General features: G+C 38.5%; 14 protein-coding genes. All 14 read left to right on the top strand.

All coding sequences use genetic code 11. The annotated features are described in order from the left end of the window. Window positions 1-14 precede the first annotated feature (14 nt). The 14 genes from AAEU33_RS00280 to AAEU33_RS00215 all read left to right on the top strand — a co-directional run bounded on the left by AAEU33_RS00280 (window position 15) and on the right by AAEU33_RS00215 (window position 18,308). Complete coding sequence (locus AAEU33_RS00280) at window positions 15-2,510, top strand: ATP-dependent Clp protease ATP-binding subunit (protein ID WP_345990363.1); 2,496 nt, start codon at window positions 15-17, stop codon at window positions 2,508-2,510. Between the two features lie 60 nt (window positions 2,511-2,570). Further along, window positions 2,571-3,419 carry a lytic transglycosylase domain-containing protein gene (locus AAEU33_RS00275; RefSeq protein WP_345990361.1) on the top strand — a complete coding sequence of 283 codons (849 nt, stop codon included), beginning with the start codon at window positions 2,571-2,573 and terminating at the stop codon, window positions 3,417-3,419. A 51-nt stretch (window positions 3,420-3,470) separates the two neighbouring features. After that, on the top strand, window positions 3,471-5,408 hold the full coding sequence (locus tag AAEU33_RS00270) for a phage baseplate assembly protein V (RefSeq protein WP_345990359.1): 1,938 nt from the start codon (window positions 3,471-3,473) through the stop codon (window positions 5,406-5,408). 2 nt (window positions 5,409-5,410) lie between these two features. Next, a complete protein-coding gene (locus AAEU33_RS00265; protein WP_345990357.1) occupies window positions 5,411-7,090 on the top strand; it encodes a DUF2235 domain-containing protein in 1,680 nt (559 codons plus the stop codon). After that, window positions 7,083-8,051, top strand: a complete 969-nt coding sequence (locus AAEU33_RS00260) for a hypothetical protein (RefSeq protein WP_345990355.1) — start codon at window positions 7,083-7,085, stop codon at window positions 8,049-8,051. The genes AAEU33_RS00265 and AAEU33_RS00260 overlap by 8 nt, the downstream gene beginning before the upstream one ends. Window positions 8,052-8,124: 73 nt before the next feature. After that, window positions 8,125-9,120, top strand: a complete 996-nt coding sequence (locus AAEU33_RS00255) for a DUF2931 family protein (protein WP_228457051.1) — start codon at window positions 8,125-8,127, stop codon at window positions 9,118-9,120. A 124-nt stretch (window positions 9,121-9,244) separates the two neighbouring features. Further along, window positions 9,245-11,578 carry a TonB-dependent receptor gene (locus AAEU33_RS00250; RefSeq protein WP_345990353.1) on the top strand — a complete coding sequence of 778 codons (2,334 nt, stop codon included), beginning with the start codon at window positions 9,245-9,247 and terminating at the stop codon, window positions 11,576-11,578. A 326-nt stretch (window positions 11,579-11,904) separates the two neighbouring features. Beyond that, on the top strand, window positions 11,905-12,318 hold the full coding sequence (gene tssD, locus AAEU33_RS00245) for a type VI secretion system tube protein TssD (RefSeq protein ID WP_172284101.1): 414 nt from the start codon (window positions 11,905-11,907) through the stop codon (window positions 12,316-12,318). Window positions 12,319-12,566: 248 nt separating this feature from the next. Continuing rightward, complete coding sequence (locus AAEU33_RS00240) at window positions 12,567-14,732, top strand: phage baseplate assembly protein V (RefSeq protein ID WP_345990351.1); 2,166 nt, start codon at window positions 12,567-12,569, stop codon at window positions 14,730-14,732. A gap of 8 nt (window positions 14,733-14,740) precedes the next feature. Further along, window positions 14,741-15,631 carry a hypothetical protein gene (locus tag AAEU33_RS00235; RefSeq protein WP_345990349.1) on the top strand — a complete coding sequence of 297 codons (891 nt, stop codon included), beginning with the start codon at window positions 14,741-14,743 and terminating at the stop codon, window positions 15,629-15,631. Continuing rightward, on the top strand, window positions 15,606-15,863 hold the full coding sequence (locus AAEU33_RS00230; protein ID WP_172284107.1) for a hypothetical protein: 258 nt from the start codon (window positions 15,606-15,608) through the stop codon (window positions 15,861-15,863). The genes AAEU33_RS00235 and AAEU33_RS00230 overlap by 26 nt, the downstream gene beginning before the upstream one ends. A gap of 1 nt (window position 15,864) precedes the next feature. Then, entirely contained in the window at window positions 15,865-17,421 is a 1,557-nt protein-coding gene (locus AAEU33_RS00225) for a hypothetical protein (protein ID WP_345990347.1), read from the top strand. Between the two features lie 25 nt (window positions 17,422-17,446). Next, the gene (locus AAEU33_RS00220) at window positions 17,447-17,743 is read left to right on the top strand and encodes an Imm70 family immunity protein (protein ID WP_345990345.1); all 297 of its coding nucleotides are present in this window, start codon (window positions 17,447-17,449) and stop codon (window positions 17,741-17,743) included. 169 nt (window positions 17,744-17,912) lie between these two features. After that, on the top strand, window positions 17,913-18,308 hold the full coding sequence (locus AAEU33_RS00215; protein ID WP_306614297.1) for a hypothetical protein: 396 nt from the start codon (window positions 17,913-17,915) through the stop codon (window positions 18,306-18,308). Window positions 18,309-18,336: the final 28 nt, after the last annotated feature.

The following is an 18,336-nucleotide window of genomic DNA, read 5'->3' as shown; positions in this document are numbered from 1 at the left end:
TAAGAACATTATCAATGGGAGTACTAGTAACCAACGAAACCGTAAAACAGCTTTTTCATATTGCACAATCCATTGCAAGAGAAAATTATAATGCCACATATGGAGCTCCACATCTTTTACAGGCTTTGATGCACAAAGATATAGGACTTAACGAATTTCTGAAAAATATTGATAAAGACCCTGGATACTTTTACGAATGGGCCGACGTTCGCATAGAAGATTACCCTAAAACAACCCATCTTCCTGATGATGTGGGACAAGATGAATACGTAGATAAAATTACCGAAGAGGCAGATGACATCAGGCTGAAACTTGGACTTGATGAGATCACTCCTATTTGTATCCTTACTGCTATTGTAAAGCCTCAGGTTGCATTTACATTACAGCAGTTGAAATCCCTTCCCTTAAGAGAGCATGAAATATTCGCCCTATACAGGAAGGATATGCCTTACGGCACAGCGGAAGATGGTGAATTTTCGTCACTTTTTTCCAATACTTCGGATTTTACGGACGCCTCATTTCCTTCGATCAAAAACTATTGTGTAGACAGAACAGCACAGGCGAGGCAAGGAACATTGGAAAATATTATCGGACGGGACAAAGAATTGAGGATGCTCGTAGAGATCCTTTGCCGAAGAAGCAAACCTAATGTGATTATCATTGGTGAGCCCGGAGTTGGTAAAACAGCTTTAGTAGAAGGCTTTGCTACTGAAATCATCAGGGGAAATGTTCCGGAAATGCTAAAAAATGCCACCTTATTGGAGTTGGACACAGGAGCACTGCTGGCAGGAACATCCTATAAAGGCGAAATTGAAGATCGCCTTAAGAAAGTAATTAATGAATGTAAAAAGATTGAAAAAGCTATTTTATTCATCGATGAAATTCATACACTTTTAGATCCAAAGGGGAGCATCGGAAATGTTGCCAATTTACTGAAGCCTGAATTAGCAAGAGGCGAGATCACGGTTATCGGAGCTACCACTCAGGAGGAATACCGGAAGATCATCGAACCTGAACAGGCCTTTAACAGACGCTTTGAGGTATTGACGGTAAATGAACCGGATGAGAAAACCTGTGTGAAAATGATCGATGTTCTTCTTGAAGGTTACAAAAAACACCATAACATTGAGGTTGAAAAAACAGCCCTTCCGGAATGTGTACGTTTAGCGAAGCGCTATGCAAAAGGTAAAAAACTTCCTGATGCGGCGATTGATTTGCTGGACAGGACTATGGCTGCCATCAAAATGCTTGATGAACTTTCCGAAAAAGAGCTGGAAAGCTGGAAAGAAAGTTATGAAGAAATTCTAAAAGAAGAATATCCTGATGCTAAGGATCAGGCAGATGAGCTGATATGGACTTATAATTTGTTAAGGGATAAGATCAGCCCTATTTTGTGGGGATCGTTGAGTGAGCAACCTACGATCGATAACTCAATGACTGTAGACCAGATCAAAAAGATTATCGATGATACCTATACTGAGCTTCTTCAGCATGCTTCCATAAAAAGGGAAAAAGTTGACCGTCTGGAACTGGCCGCAGTGATGGCTGCAAAAACAAATATTCCGATAGGTAAGATTCAGGCACAGGAAAAAGAGAAACTTCTTAATATGGAATCGCTTCTTATGAACCGTGTAGTCGGACAGGATCATGCCTTAAAAATCCTTTCTGATGCTATCGTTGAAAACAGAAGCGGACTGAACAAGCCGGGGCAGCCAATAGGATCATTCTTCTTACTGGGACCTACAGGAACAGGAAAAACGGAGTTGGCAAAATCAATGGCAGAACTTCTTTTTAATGATGAGAAAGCGATGGTGCGTTTCGATATGTCTGAATTTAAAGAAGAACATTCCGCAGCCCTGCTTTATGGGGCTCCCCCGGGATATGTAGGATATGAAGAAGGAGGAATGCTGGTTAATAAAATAAGACAGCAACCGTACACAGTGGTTTTATTTGATGAAATTGAAAAAGCCCACCACTCAGTTTTTGATGTATTCCTTCAGATTATGGATGAGGGTAAAGTACATGATAAACTCGGAAAAGAAGGAGATTTCAGTAACGCCCTTATATTATTTACTTCCAACATCGGAAGTGAAGAAATTGTAAAGCAATTTGAAGAAGGTAAGGTTCCTGAATCATCTTCATTAATGCAGATCATGTCGAACTCCGGAAGATTCAGACCGGAATTTTTGGCAAGGATTACGGAGATTATTCCTTTTGCACCAATTACAGAATCTATTGCAGAAAGGATCTTTAATATTCAGCTGAAATCACTCCATACTTCATTAACCAGACTGGGTATGACGCTTACAATAAGTGACGAGGCTGTAAAAAATCTTGCACTTGGAGGCTTTAGCAGTAAATATGGAGCAAGGCAGATCTCAGGTGTTATCCGTGCACAGCTGGCCAGACCTATTTCCAAAATGATCGTTCGTGAAGAAGTAAAATCCGGGCAGACAATCCATGTAGGCTGGAATGCTGAAGAGGATAAATTGACATGGAGTGTGGCATAGTGTTAAGATAAATCCATTTTAAAATGTTTTTATTTTTAATTTAAAATAGTTATTAGTACAATGAAATTTAATTTCAAACATATTGTAGCCGGAATGTTGTTGCTGATTTCTTCTCATTTTGTAAATGGGCAGTTTCTTTCAGCTTCTGATACTTCCGAAAACAGTGTGAGAAGATATAAAAGTATCATCAGTTCGAACAAAGAGATCGTAGAATTTATAGAATATTCACTTTCTCAAAAAGGGTTACCAAGGCATCTTAGAAATTTAGCCCTGATTGAATCCGGTTTTGACCGGAAACAAATTTCCGGTGCCGGCGCGGTAGGTGTATGGCAGTTTATGACGGCACATGCCAATCAATACGGTCTTTCTGAGCAAAGCCGTTCAGATTTATACAGAAGTACCAAAACAGCAGTGATTTCCCTGGGGAAGCTATACAAAAAATACAACAACTGGGTAACTGTAGTTGCTGCTTATAACTGTGGCGAGGGTAATATTTCAAGAGCAATGGATGCTGCGGGATCTTCGCAATATCATATTTTTAGTAAATATCTTCCCGGAGAAACAATAAACCATGTTAAAAAATATTTAAATGCCTGCTATGCCACAGGTGAATTACAAAGCGTACTGAATGATTATAACAATTCACGCATGAATATGATATTTGAAAACAGAACAGGCCAATATACCGCACCTAATTTAGCTGAAACAGATATCAATGCCGGGTTTGACTTAAGTATTATAGCCGAAGAACTGGATGTAGATGTAGATAAAATACTTACCTGGAATCCGGGAATCATGGATGAGCTCAAGCAAAGCGGCGAAAGCATATTCTATCTGCCGGTAGATCTCATGCCTGATTTTCTTTTAAAAAAGAATAAAATACTGAGCCGCTCTGTCAGGAAGAAATAAAGTAATGATTAAGGTTTAATAATAATGTTTAACGATCCAAATGCAGTTTATATGAAAACAAAATCACCCAACATATCCCAAAATCCTTCTTTTCGTCCTTCACAAAATGCTGATCGCGTTTCGGAGAGCCATCATACGGGGATCAACCGTCTCGTAAAATTGTCTCTTGTGATCGAAGGAAATGTGATCAGATACTATAAGCATTTCACTTTGAAGCAAAGTGCACAACGTCACCACGAGTTTACGCTTACTTTAGCGCACGATGCACTTGGAGGAAGACAAACACATACTTTGGAAGAAGCCAATAAATTTTTGGGTAAGCGTCTTACAGCTGTGATTTCTTACAAAGACATAGAAAACAGCCCCGAAAGAACGTTTGTGGGAGTAATTACAGGAGTGGGATTCAGCCAGGAGCAAATGAGCCTTGGGAACATTGTTTTAACAGGATATAGCCCTACCATCCTTTTGGACGGTGCTCCGCATATTCAAAGTTTTGGAGGTGACCAGGCCGTTAATATGGGGATTATTGCAGAGGAAGTGATTAAGCAGGGCATCGATAAAAGCCGGTTTGATATCAGGATAGATACTAATGATTATTCCCAGATTGTTTATAGCAGCCAGTATGATGAAACCCATTATAACTATCTGGCGAGAATGGCGGAAGCTTACGGTGAACAATTTTTCTATGATGGAGAAGTCTTGCACTTTGGAAAGCTTCCTGCTCAAAATAAACCGATCAAACTTACCTACGGGAGTAATGCCAATGATGTAAAAGTAGAACTGAAAGCAGTTCATACAAAGCCTCAGTTTTATGGATACAACAGCAGTAGAAATGAAAAGCTTACTTCCGGTGAAACACCGATTCAGCATGTAAGTGATCTTGCCAAAACAGCGTATGCCCATAATGATAAAATCTTCAAAACACCGGCTCTGCAGGTAGCACCTGTAAAAGCGTCAACACACCTTGATGTGGAATATTCCCAGAAAAGTGCTGCGGGGAGTGAAGCGGTAAGTGTTTTTTCCATTTCCGGAAAAACTACGGTTCCTTTTTTACATCCGGGATGTATTGTAGATGTGCAGATGCGTAAGCCTGATACCAATGAAAGTGATTATTTCACCAGGATTATGATCACCGAAACCACCCACGAGATCGATACAATCGGTCATTATCAGGGAAGCTTTGAAGGCATTGCATCGGACACCGGATTTTTACCAAAACCGGATTTTAAAATTCCGAAAGCAGAACCACAGATTGCCACCGTAATTTCCAATGCCGATCCTGAAAACCAGGGACGGGTACAAGTAAGATTTGACTGGCAGACTAATGATATTACCCATTTTATCCGCGTAATGACTCCTGATGCAGGGGGAACGGATCAGATTACTCAAAACAGAGGCTACGTAGCCATACCGGAAGTAGGAGACCAGGTGATGGTCAATTTTGTTCACAGCCATCCTGACCGCCCGTTTGTAATGGGGGGAATGTTTCATGGTGGTGTAGGTTTAGGAGGAGGAGTAGATAACCGTGTAAAATCCATTCAGACAAGAAGTGGGCACCGTATTATTTTTACGGAAGATGAAAGCATCATTATTACGGATAAATCGGGAAATAAGATCCATTTGGACACCACCGGAAGTAACATCACAATCACAGCTCCTGAAACCATGACATTGAACTGCCGGAATATGAATATTAATGTTGGAGAAAATATGAATACCTATGTCGGGATGAACAAAATGGATAAAATAATGCTCAATAATACGGAAAGCGTAGGGTCTATGAAATATGTGACTACCGGGGCGGATTTTACAACCAATGTCATTGGAAAAATGAGCCATTATGTGAAAGGGGACATGGAGGTATACGGAGAAAAAGAACACAAGCTGACCAGCTTAAAAGGAGTTGAGGTCAATAGTGAAGGAAAAGTAGAACATCACGCTGAAAAAGAAGTTCAAAACAATAGTGGTGAGAAATCTAAAAATCACTAGTCATGAGCATCGAGTATTTTGTAGAAGGTAAGACGACTACGAGAACCGGAGGGAATTATTTAACCTACGCCAAGGAAGGCATAGAACATAACAGTTCGGTTTCGGTAGAGCAGAAAGGCAAGGATTCCGGGGTAAGCTATGGACAGGCACAAAAAGTAAACCCCAATGATAAGCCTGTAAATTCGATTGATATCAGCTTGAATCTTTTTTTTGACGGAACCCAGAATAATAAAACCAATACCATGCTGGGTGGAGGTTTTAAGGAAGCCAGCAGCGATAAGGATGATAGCTACAACAATGAATTTACGAACGTAGCGAAAGGATATGACGCTATAGATCCCAATGCGGATAACCAGGTGTCGTGGTACATTGAGGGGATCGGAACAGAAGATAAAGAAAGCGATAGTATCCTGAAAGGAGTTGCACAAGGTACCGGAAGCACAGGAGTAGTCGCCAAGGTGGCTAAAGGATGTTTAAAAGGAGCACAGGCGATTGTAGATAAATTAAAAAATAACATTAGGCCGATCAATATTCTTACTGTAAATGTGTTCGGGTTTAGCCGCGGAGCAGCGGCGGCAAGACATTTTGTACATGTAGCCAACTCAAAAGCTTATGTCTCTTACTCTAACTTTGGAAAAGTCCTGCAGGTTTTTCCACCTGAAGACATCAAAGACGGATATCTGACCATCAGTGATAAAGATGGATCCAAAGATGCATTTATAAATCAACATGGTTATTTTGGAGCTTGTCTCCTGGCGCAGGGACTGGAGATTAAAGAGATCAGGTTCAGATTCGCCGGGCTATACGATACGGTAGCGTCCTATGGACTTAATCACAGAGGGGGCTTTGGTATTGATAATGATACCAAACAGCTGGGGCTGGATACCATTGGAAGAGGGAAAGTACAGTTTGCCCTGCAGTTGGCTTCTGATGATGAGTATAGGGATAATTTTGACCTTACGAACATCAATAGTACAGGATTGTATGGTCTGGAATTTACCCTTCCGGGAGTTCACTCCGATATTGGAGGGTCCTACGGCATTGGAGAAGAAATTTCCGTGTTGTATTGTGATCCTTATGATCCTTATCAGAATGTAGAAACGCATAAAGAGTGTGAAGCATTTAAAAAAATTGTTGTAGAAGAAGGTTGGTATCATGAAGACCAATTGAAAATTAAATATTTTTACCAAAAAGACGTCAATTATGACCGGTGGTGGAATAAAGGAGCACAATATTACGGTTTGGTAGGAACAAGGAAGCTTTCCAATTTGTATGATAAAATTCCCTTAAACCAAATGTTTCATTATTCCAGAAATAATGATATTAAGTATCTGGAAGATGTCATCGAAAAAAATCATAAAATAAATGACAGCTTTATGAAGAAGATCTATTCGCAGTTATCCACATATATGAATGCATGCAATGATGTCCGGAATAAATATATAGAAGCATATAATTCAGGGGATACCTCTTTATCTTCCCGTTATATAAAGGATATTAAAGCTATTTCCTATTTAGGGCATATCGATAAAGAAGATCTGAAAATACTTAGAAATCAGTACCTTCATTGGTCTGCTAAGACCAATCAGATTGGGTTAGATACAAGACCTAATGATAATGCTCCTAAGGAAAGAGGCGCATTGGAAGCGAAATACAGAAAAAGGAATATACAGGATGGATAAGCTGAAAAGATTGATCTATTTATTTTTAGTACTCATTTTTAATTATAATTATGGTCAGAAAACGCCAGACATAACCGGACAATATTATTTTGGAGAAAAGCAGATTTATCTGTATATTTTTCCTGATAACCGGTTTGTTGCGATAGGAGCGTCCACGGTTGCTATTGGAAGAGCGTCAATACAAAATAATGCTTTGATTTTTAATCCTATCCATCAAAAATCAGAATACCTCTTATATAGTAGGAAAACTTCTGGTGAAAACCGATTGATTATTACCGATCAGCAGATCATCCGGAACAAGATATACATGAGTACAGAATCAGATATTCTGCGTCCTGTCCGCCTTACCGAAGATTGCGGACAAACTGGTTACTTCATTCCGTTTCAAAATAAAGTACAGGATCTGATCGTAAAAAATAACGCTGATGTTGTAAATGTATTTCCGCTGGACAATATGAGCAACGATCTGGTGTTATTCTTTCTGGAAAAAGAACAGGATATTTCTGAACTTAATGGCATCATTACGATTAAGGAGGGACACATTAAAGATAGTAACCTCGTGCGCCGCTCACCGCTTAAGTTGGGAAATACTACTGATATTGAAGAAGAAAAACCGGAAAATATACTGGCGAAATTCGACAAAATATATTCAATTTTCGATCAGGATAAGATATATTTGAATGAAGATTATCATGTTGTTCAGGATAAAATAGACCTCGGAACTTATTCTTTTAACAAAAATAAAAATCAATACGAAAAAAAGAATAGTACAAACGATCAGCATCTCAGGATCATTTATCCATATGTTAAAATAAAACAGAAGCCGGCTAAAGAACTGAAATACAGAGATGATCCCCAAAACTTCCTGGTCGCAAAATGTTTGAAGGATCCGGGACTGATAAGGGAAGAAAGCAATGATTCTGATCCCCCGCTTCCTGTACAACCCGCTTCTCAAAAATAATGAAATTGATATGAGATTGATTAAGATATTGTTTTTATTGGCAATTTTTGCCCAAAATATAAGCTGTCAGAAAATGAAAGAAAAAGAAATACCCCAGTTTCAGGTAGAAATATGTGCTCCAGCCAATCCATATAGAATAGAGTTCGTTGATGATAAGATCATAACCCTCGAAGGCATTCCTGCCAGCTTGCCTTATGGCGGAACATCAGGTGAATGGGGGACATCCGGAAAAGGATGGACCGAGCAGCATGGAACTCCGATTGGAGCTGATATTACTTACTATGCAGGGTATGAAGATACTTTTTACCATCTGAAAGCGGACTTTCCGGAAGATAAAATTAAAGACTATATGGAACGGGCTTATGCACAAAGTGAAGCTCCTCTTTACACCGAAGAACTTCAGGAATATAAAAACCTGGGACGAAATGAAACTTTTGGAAGTGCACAGAATCCTTACAATAGCTTTTCAACTTTGGTTTTTGGTTTTGCTCCCAAGGGAATGGTAGTTGTATGGCTTCGTTTTCGTGCTGTTCAAATAGAATTAGGCAGGTTTCAGGCCGATGTAGTAAAAAATGATAAAGAGCTTGAGAAAAAGCTGTTTGCGAAATGGAGCATGACCAGAGAAGAGGTTAAAAAAAGGGATTTTAATCCTGATGCATCACCCGTTACATGGGATAATTACAGAACAAAGTATTCCTGGAAACCTTTGATTACCTCCCAGAATAAAGGACTCCGCTTATTTGATATGAACCTGGATTTTTACAATGGTGAAACAGAAGTGATGCTTCGTCCATGGATTAATAACATTCAGATCAAAGAAAGGGCAATACCTAAAGAATTGAACTTTACCTGGGAAACAGGAAAAGGACAACAATACCTGGGGCGTGCTTTTTTTAGTTGGGAAAAAGCAAATGAAGCCTTCAGGAAAACAGGAAGCAAGGGAAATCTTGAACTAACAATAGCTCCTGATAACAGCGGATTTCAGATCTCTCTGAATGGGGAGCCTTTTCCGGCTGATAGCATAAGGATTTTCAAGACCGAAAAAGAGTTTCACGATTCTTATAAATAATCAATAGAGAAATAAAAGAAGGTTTTTCTTTTTGAAACAGGGACATGATTTTAATCAATGTTATCTATTCTTATTTTTACTTAGTATAAATAAAACTTACATTTGCGGCTGAAAAATTGACTAAATGAAACGTGCCGTTATTGTTGCCTTTTTTCTCGGGGGCTTGGGTTGGGCTTTTGCCCAAAATTCAGGATCTATCTCCGGGACTCTCAAACAGTATAATGGAGATAATCTCTCCGAAGCGACCATAGAGCTGATAGAGACTCATAAGCATACCCTAACTGATCAGAATGGTAACTTCAGTTTTAATGAATTGCCGGAAGGAGATTACCACCTTAAAATACAGGTTATTGGCTCCAGTGAGAAAATTGTAGGAGTACATGTAAAGCAGAATGAACCGGCAGTGGTCAATTATCAGCTGGAGAAAGAAAATATTTCCGTTATTCAGGAAATTACTTTATCTACGCTCACCAATAAGTTTTCTAAAAAGGAAAGTCCTTATATTTCCAAGCTTCCCTTGAAAAATATCGAGACCCCGCAGGTTTACATCAGTGTTCCAAAAGAGTTAATTCAGGAACAGATTGCAGTTAATCTGGGAAGTATCTCAAAAAATATTCCGGGTTCCGGAATTCCAATGCTTGCCAATCAGGGACGTGTTACATTCCTTTCCCGTGGATTTACCACGGAGCCTATGGTAAGAAACGGGATCTCAGGTTTTGCCTACACCACCATTGATCCGGCAAATCTTGAGAAAATTGAAGCTATTAAAGGACCTTCGGCAACCTTATTTGGCTCAAATCTGTCGACATATGGAGGTTTATTTAACAGGGTAACCAAAAAGCCGTATAATGGTTTCGGAGGAGAAGTGTCCTATACGGCAGGAAGCTGGAACTACAACAGGTTTACTGCAGATATTAATACGCCAGTGAATAAGGATAAGACTATTCTTTTCCGGTTAAATGGTGCGGCGACGTACCAGAAAAGCTTTCAGGATCTTGGATTTAGTAATGCGATCTCAATGGCACCCTCTATTTCCTATCAGATCAATGACAGGCTTTCTCTTTTATTTGACATCGAATATGGCCACGAGAAGGCTACCTCTGTTGTGAGGTTTAATCCTTACCTGAAAAGCAATAAAGTACAATCTATTGCTGATATGGGATTTCCTTATAACCGGTTATTTGGAAGCAATGATATTGCTTATGAAACAGAAATGATGAATATTTTTGCACAAATGAACTATAAGATTTCTGATCACTGGACATCTCAAACCGTTTTCTCACGTGCAAGATCGACCATAGACGGATACATTACTGCCATCAATGGGACTTCTGATACAAAAGCAAGCTTACAGGTGATGAAGGGAAATACCAATTTCATTGCGACCAATATTCAACAAAATTTTATTGGGGATTTTCAGATTTCAGGACATAGAAACAGATTGATCATTGGGCTGGACTATTACAACAATGCGAATAGTTTCGACAGGGTAACGGTGACAGGTGCTCCATTTGATTTTACCAGCAATACGCCCTATTCAGCCAATCAATCTACGATAGATAACCTTGCTGCTTCAGGAACCCCAAGGATCGAAAAAAATGGAGACAACAGCTATGCTATTTATGCATCCGACGTCTTCAATATTACCGACAGATTTCTGGCTATGGTAAGTCTTAGGGCAGACCGATATCAAAATCTTGGAGTTACCGATATTGCTAAAAATGTAAACTCAGGTGATTACTGGCAGACTAATTTTTCCCCAAAATTCGGTTTGGTTTACCAGGTGGTAAAAGACAAAGTATCCATTTTCGGAAACTATATGAATGGATTTACCAATAAAGGAGGATCAGATATCAACGGAAACACTTTCAAACCGGAACAAGCAAACCAGAAAGAAATAGGAATAAAGGGAGACCTTTTTGGACATAAGCTGGTAGGAACAGTGAGCTATTATGATATTGATGTAAAGAATATGGTGCGACCTGATCCTGTTAATAATCTGTATTCTTTACAAGACGGAGGGCAGAGAAGTAAAGGAGTAGAGGTAGAATTTACTGCAAACCCTTTTCGTGGATTCAATATTATTGCAGGCTATGCCTATAATGACAGTAAAATGACCAAAGCAGAAGAAAAAATCAATGGGTTGCGTCCTGCTTTATCCGGACCATCCAATCTTTACAATTTATGGATGAGCTATCAAATCATGGCAGGAGAATTAAAAGGACTCGGAGTGGGTTTTGGAGGAAATAAGGGAAATCATTCTTTCCAGACCAATACGACAACAGCTAAAGTTATTATCCCGGCATATACTACTTTAGATGCTACAGTCTTTTATGATCATAAAAATTTCAGAGCAGGAATAAAAGTGAATAACCTGACCAATGAAAAAACATGGTCGGTAAGATTAACTCCACAAAATCCGACCCAAGTCCTCGGGAGTATTGCATATAAATTTTAAATTTAAGCTGTGATTTTCACAGCTTTTTTTGAATCTAATCTTATGTTAACACCTTCTAAATTTTATTAATTTTTTGTTAATATTTCTCGGATGGGTGTTAAAAATAATTAGATATATTGACTGGATTTTAAATGCAATAAATTGATTATAAGTATTTTAAAGTATAATTTATTTCTATTGTCGTAGAATTACTACACCAAATCGTAGAATTACTACAAAAACTCAGATAGGTGATCAAAAAGTTTCAGATTAAGAATAAGCAATCTATATTTGCTATACAATTGAACACCACATCACAAAATATTAACGATTAAAATTTACAAATCATGGCAGCAAATTCAAGAGGAATCTTAAAATTCAACGGAGGCGAAGGTCAGAAATTATTAAAGCTTAATTACAGCGTATCAAGATCTACAGACGTTTCAGGACGTGTAGCTTCTGACCCTTCCAACGCAATCATCAAATTAACGATCGAAGCTACAGAAAAATCTGACATCTTAGAAAGCTTACTTAACGGGAAATACAAGCCTACAACAGGTGAAGTTACTTTCAATAAATCTCACGAAGAAGGAACATTAATTACTTTGACATGGGAGAACGGATATGTAATTCAGCACGAAGTAGACTTTGATGCTGTGGATGACAACAGTATGCTGATCAGCTTCATCGTAAGTGCAGAAAAAATCCATTATGGTAACGGTATCTATGAAGGTATCTGGCCAGGTGGAAGCAGCAATTAATTAAACCATCCTAGTAAAAATAAAATTGGTACAGAATAGTTTACTCACCAGAGTTGACTATTCTGTTTTTTCGTTTTGAGATCCATAACTCTATAAAAATATCATATATATCTATTAATTAGGTGTTTATGATTTTTGGTTTAGAGGGAATATAGAAAATTATCTGATCATAAGATGATTTTATTTCACAACATCAGCTAATCAATTCAAATAGTAAGATTATGTTTAAGGATGGTCAATCGCCGAAAATGTCGGCGCCCAAAAATATAAAAGGTCCTGCAGAACAACTGGGAGATACAGTGAAAACACAGGCAATACAAAAGGGTAGTGAAAAAATACAGGAAAAAGCAAATCCGAAAGTTCAGAAAGTAACCCAAAAGCTATCCCAGGCTCAGGCTTATTCAGGCATGGCACAAAATGCCTCCGGCCTTTTTATGAACCAGGTTGTACAGCCTACAGCTCCTTCTGTTATAGAAGATAAAGTATGGTCCAAGCAACCTACTTCCAAAATACATAATGCGAATGCGCTCCCTCAAAGCCAAATCATGGGTATCAATAGGGTGGTGAAACTTGATATTATTATTGAAGGAAAAATTGTAAAACACTTTAAACACTTTAAGCTTAAACAGAGTGCTACAAAACATCATGAATTCGATTTAATGCTTGCTCATGATACACTGGGAAATCCGGAAAACCATAACCTTGAAGAAGCCCAAAATTTCCTTGGAAAAAGAATCACTGTCGTATTTAAATACAAAGACGTTGAAGATGGGCCTGAGAGAAGTTTTGTAGGGGTTATTACCGAAGTAGGTTTTAGCCAGGAGAAGGGCAGCCTTGGAAATGTAGTACTTACGGGATCAAGCCCTACCGTTCTGCTTGATGCGGCTCCTCATATCCAGAGCTTTGGAGGAGGTAAAGAAATAAGTTTAAATAGCATCGCAGATCAGGTTATAAAAGAAGGATTAGGACAAAATAAGTTTGACTTCCGGGTTGATTCACAACATGGAAATGTCTCTTACAGCTCCCAATATGAGGAAACCCATTATAATTATCTTGCAAGAATTGCCGAAGCCTATGGTGAGCAATTCTATTATGACGGTGAAGTTCTTCATTTCGGAAAATTGCCGCCTCAGGAAAAACCAATCAAGCTTACTTATGGCAGCAGCGTTCAGGATATAAAAATAAGAATGAAGGCTCAGCATGTTAATCCTACTTTTTATGGGTATAACAGCAGTAAAAATGAAAAACTAACCACCGGTAATTCAAAAATTACCCATACTTCAGATATTGCCAAGCGTGCATACGAAATTTCAGAAAAAACATTTACAACGCCATCTCTGAGAGTAGCTCCGATTAAGGCTTCATCATTTATGGACATTGACGCATCCCAAAAAGGTACTGCGGGAAGTAAAGCATCCAGTGTTTTCATTACTTCAGGAACCACTACTGTTCCTTTCCTGTATCCAGGATGTACTGCCGATATTGAGATGCGGAAAACAGACAGTAATGAAACCTCTTATTTCACGAAACTCATGATCATAGATATGATTCACGAGGTAGATGCAAGAGGATATTATACAGGAACATTTGATGCGATTGCATCTGATACAGGATTTATTCCACGGCCGGAGTTTGAAACCCCTAAAGCAGAACCCCAGTTTGCCAAAGTGATCTCCAATACCGATCCCTTAAACCAGGGTCGTGTACAGGTACAGTTTGACTGGCAAAACGGATCTGCAACCACGGAATTTATCAGAGTGATGACTCCCGATGGTGGAGGAAGTGAAAAAGTAAGTAAAAATCGTGGATTTATGGCCATCCCTGAAGTCGGCGATCAGGTTGTGGTTAATTTCGTTCATCAGCATCCGGACCGTCCTTTTGTTATGGGAGGTATGTTTCACGGAGGTGTTGGCGGTGGCGGTGGCGCAGGAAATAATATTAAAAGCTTAAGCAGCAGAAGTGGTAATAAACTGGAACTGGATGACGGAGCAGGTTCTGTTTTTTTAACGGATCAGGGAGGAGCGAATATGAAGTTTGATGGTGCCGGTAATGCAACGACCAATGCCAATAACAATAAGACAGTAAAAGTAGGTAATAACAATACAGTAAATACAGGCAGCAAAAATGTCATCAATGTCGGAAGTAAAGATGGCGGTGGTGCCAATTCTGTATTTTCAATGGATAATGCCGGAAATATATCTTTAGAGTGCGACACAAATGTAACGATCAAGACAGGTGCCAGTTCAATTACATTAAAAGCTGACGGAACAATTATCCTCAGCGGAAAGATCATTGGAATCAGTGGAGAAGGAATCGGAGTTGTAGGTACCAAAGGAATTGATCTTTCATCTCCTGCCAATCATCTCGGTGGCGGACAGACCAAAATCGATGGTGGGGACGCATTTATTAATTAAACAGATCTATGAGTGAATCATTCAACATAAAAGATAAATTTTCTGAACAATATACACTTATAATAGATTCAGATATTAAAGCGGTAAATGTACACATGATTTCCCGTTCTCAGTTAAGATGGGATTTCACCGTTCTACAGGTAGCAGAGGATCATATTAAAGTAAAAATAATTGTTCTGGACCATATTCTTCTGGAAGCCAATAATCCTCTAATTAAAGAGGTGGCAGCACTTACGAATGCGTTTTCCAGGTTGTATAATGAATTGTATCTGACCATAAATAATGAAGGCAAAGTAGTGGAAGTTTCCAATATGAATGTCATTCGTTCAAAGTGGCAGCAGACCAAGGCTGAAATGGAAAAGATAGCAGAAAATAATCCTGAAATTAAAAATGCGATTATCTTAAATGATAACATCTTCCAAGATGAAAAGAAGCTGATAGAAGGCATTCAGAATAATGAATTTTTCCTGATGTATTTTAATAAAATCTATGGACGGAAAATCCCGGGAAATTACAAGGAAAATGCATTAAACCTTTTTAATTCAGCCAATGTACACTGGAGTTTTGACCTGAAGAATAGCAGTAATCCATTACTGTCTTCCGATGAAATGATTGTAGAACTTTCCGGAGAACCATCCATTTTATTGAACATAGGATTTTATAACCGGGCGTATATTCAGTTTTCCAATCAGATCGATGTTTCCAAACTGGAAACCTCACTCAACGAAAAAGGGATTTACAGAACGGAAAAATCTACAGGAAGAATCATAGAAGCTTCCCTTACGAGAGAAGAAATTGCCGATCCTGAAAATCTTTATGCAAAATTGAAATATACATTTTATAGCGACGAAATTCTTAAATATAAAATGTCAGATGAATACAATACAGCGACTTCCTGATGTAAAGTCTTATATAAAGAGCATTTCTATAAGAAATTACCGCCTCGGATTTAATTTAAAATTCGACAGGAAAAACTGTATTAAAAGCTTTTTCATCTTTATGGCTAAAGAATATGAAAAAGATCAGGAGAAATTTATCAGAAAAACCGTTTACGGAATTGAGCATCAGCGGATCGATGATAGAAACAGGATAAAAGCCCATACTCGAAAACAAACCTTAAAAAGACTGTAATATGGGACATAAGATTATTACAGAAAAAGATTTTTGGATGTGCTCCAGTGGTGCGATGCCTGCACAATTGCAGGGAACCAGAAAAAGCAATAAAAAAAGCTCAGGAGAAGTCTACATTACTGTTGCGGATACCGCTACAAGCAGCTGGATAGATTTTGGCTGTACAAAGAATATGCTTTGGGCCGCACTTTTAACTGCTGTGGCTGTAGTGGTAGTAGTTGCATTGATCGTTGGCACGGGAGGAGTTGCTGCTATAGGTCTTATCGGAATGATGGCTATAGGCGCAGCTGCTGGGGTTGCAGGAGGAGTTATTGCAGCCGTAGACGGAGCATTGAAGTGTGGGCAAAAAAATGCGACGGCAAGAACATGGGATGCCAGTAAAAATAATCTTCTTCTTACAGGCACTCCAGGTATTACAGGAGACCGTACCATGACCTGTTCTATAGGTGGAGTGGTAAAATTTGCCCCTGAAATCAAAAGCTGGACCCATGCTTTAGCTTTGGGTAGCTTTAATTATGTTACTCAGCTTGCAGGCTGTGCCCTTGGTGGTGCGGCGGTAGGAGCTGGAGGATTTCTTGCATCAGGATTGGCAGGCGGATCACTAGCCGTAGCAGCGCCAACCTTTTCCAGTGTTCTCTCAAACGTTGCCGGAAGTTTTACCGGAATTTGGGGAGGCAGCCGTGCATTGTTCGGATTGAATGCGCTGGCTAACGAGCATGCTTATGGAAATGTTCAGGATGCCGGGGACGCCGGAGCTGTTTTAGTCAATGGAGGAATTCCGGAAATTGGTATGGGACAGCGTATTTTTACAGGACAGGCTCATCCTTCTGACTATCTTCTGTTTTTATATTTATTAAATATAAAAGTGAAGGAACCTGCACCACCCATTAAAGAGCAAAATAGTGGAGGCGATAAAGATGGAAATAATACTTCTAAAGAAGAAGGAAACAAAACGCCTGAAGAAGAAGGAGCTAATGGAAGCAAAGGACAAGGAGAAACAACAACAAAACCCAATGAAGGCGGGGAAGCAAATTCTTATGAAAGTAGTCAGCCTGGTGATCCGCCTGGTACCTATAGAGATAGCAATGGAAGATTAAAAGATTCTCAAACTCATAAATTCGTTAAGGATCCTAATGCCCAGGTTGCAGAACCAACCGAACCTAATCCTAATAACCCAAATAATACAAATCGACCAAGCTGGAGAAAAAGTGAAATTGATGCGGAACAAATGTATCCTGGTTATGATACTCAAAAAAGTTTCATTGATGGCAAAGAAGTGCCGTATGGAACGGAAGGAAGTACAAGGCCTGATTTATATAATACAGGACATAGTGTTGAGGTGAAAAATTATGATGTCACATCTAATACGGGTCGAAGAAATTTAACGAATGAGCTTAACAGACAATATACAGACAGATTACAAAATCTTCCACCAGGAACAAGACAGACAGCAGTAATTGATGTTAGAGGTCAAAATATGTCTCCTGAGGCATTAGTTCAGTTAGAATCTAGTATTCAAAAGAGTTGTCCGAATCTGGAGGTAATTTTTATTCAATAATTAATATATTTATAAAAAATAAATAATGACAGGATTAAAGGTAGGACCTATATTTTATAAGATAGGCACGGGTGATTTTTTACATTCTTTTTTTTCTACAATTGCTTATAATCTGGAAAATAATAAATGGGGCAGTAGATTTCCATTGCTAATGAATGAATTGTATTATAAAACTTTACCCGCAGATAAGGTAGATGAAGCAATTAATGAATTAAAAACGATCCAAAAAGAATTGGAAGAATATTCACCATCTATGGTAGTGTGGGATATTGAGGATCTGTCGAAACAACCACCTTGGGAGATAATATTGCCGAAAGAATAACCGATCTGTCCAATTATTTTTATACCAATGATGGTGAAGATCTTTTTAATGTCTTCTATAAAGCCTTTGATGCTGCAAAAAGTGTTAATAAAGATATTAATATCCATAGTATGTAATCCATACTAGAAGTATATTAAAAAACAAAGCTTACCAAGAGAAATGAAGATTCATGGAATTTGAAGATTTAGAAAAAGACTTACAAGCTGAAGTAGAAAAAGGAGAAGAGATTGCGATTGAAAATATTCAGAATGGCGTGCGGTTTTCTCCATTTATTTATTTTGGCGAAAAAAATATTAAAAAGATGATTGCGGACTCTTTGGATGAAGCTATTGAAATGGCAGAAGAAGAAATAGAAAGCATTGATGAAGAGACGGTGGTTTTAATCTACAGTAATAAGATTACTCTTAAAGACGGTAGTTTTGATGCTATTGTTTCTCAGGTATATAATGTTGATGAAGGTTCAGGGTATTCTTTTGGCCTGGTTTATAAAATAGAAGATAATAAAATGAAATTTCTTAATAAAAGAGTGTTTCTGGGAAATGTAAGGAACTGCCTTATTTTTTAATTTAAAATATACAACCCCCATATAAAAT

Origin of the sequence: Chryseobacterium sp. Chry.R1 (assembly GCF_039645525.1) — a bacterium.
Lineage (GTDB): Bacteria > Bacteroidota > Bacteroidia > Flavobacteriales > Weeksellaceae > Chryseobacterium > Chryseobacterium proteolyticum.
The sequence above is the reverse complement of the archived record's forward strand: the minus strand, read 5'-3'. Positions and strand labels throughout refer to the sequence as shown.

Excerpts from the sequence above, each read along its gene's own strand:
- AAEU33_RS00240 (WP_345990351.1), top strand. The coding sequence starts at position 12,567 with ATGTCGGCGCCCAAAAATATAAAAGGTCCTGCAGAACAACTGGGAGAT.
- AAEU33_RS00215 (WP_306614297.1), top strand. The coding sequence starts at position 17,913 with ATGGAATTTGAAGATTTAGAAAAAGACTTACAAGCTGAAGTAGAAAAA.
- AAEU33_RS00225 (WP_345990347.1), top strand. The coding sequence starts at position 15,865 with ATGGGACATAAGATTATTACAGAAAAAGATTTTTGGATGTGCTCCAGT.
- AAEU33_RS00265 (WP_345990357.1), top strand. The coding sequence starts at position 5,411 with ATGAGCATCGAGTATTTTGTAGAAGGTAAGACGACTACGAGAACCGGA.
- AAEU33_RS00260 (WP_345990355.1), top strand. The coding sequence starts at position 7,083 with ATGGATAAGCTGAAAAGATTGATCTATTTATTTTTAGTACTCATTTTT.
- AAEU33_RS00230 (WP_172284107.1), top strand. The coding sequence starts at position 15,606 with ATGAATACAATACAGCGACTTCCTGATGTAAAGTCTTATATAAAGAGC.
- AAEU33_RS00220 (WP_345990345.1), top strand. The coding sequence starts at position 17,447 with ATGACAGGATTAAAGGTAGGACCTATATTTTATAAGATAGGCACGGGT.
- AAEU33_RS00250 (WP_345990353.1), top strand. The coding sequence starts at position 9,245 with ATGAAACGTGCCGTTATTGTTGCCTTTTTTCTCGGGGGCTTGGGTTGG.
- AAEU33_RS00255 (WP_228457051.1), top strand. The coding sequence starts at position 8,125 with ATGAAAGAAAAAGAAATACCCCAGTTTCAGGTAGAAATATGTGCTCCA.
- tssD (WP_172284101.1), top strand. The coding sequence starts at position 11,905 with ATGGCAGCAAATTCAAGAGGAATCTTAAAATTCAACGGAGGCGAAGGT.
- AAEU33_RS00275 (WP_345990361.1), top strand. The coding sequence starts at position 2,571 with ATGAAATTTAATTTCAAACATATTGTAGCCGGAATGTTGTTGCTGATT.
- AAEU33_RS00235 (WP_345990349.1), top strand. The coding sequence starts at position 14,741 with ATGAGTGAATCATTCAACATAAAAGATAAATTTTCTGAACAATATACA.
- AAEU33_RS00270 (WP_345990359.1), top strand. The coding sequence starts at position 3,471 with ATGAAAACAAAATCACCCAACATATCCCAAAATCCTTCTTTTCGTCCT.
- AAEU33_RS00280 (WP_345990363.1), top strand. The coding sequence starts at position 15 with ATGGGAGTACTAGTAACCAACGAAACCGTAAAACAGCTTTTTCATATT.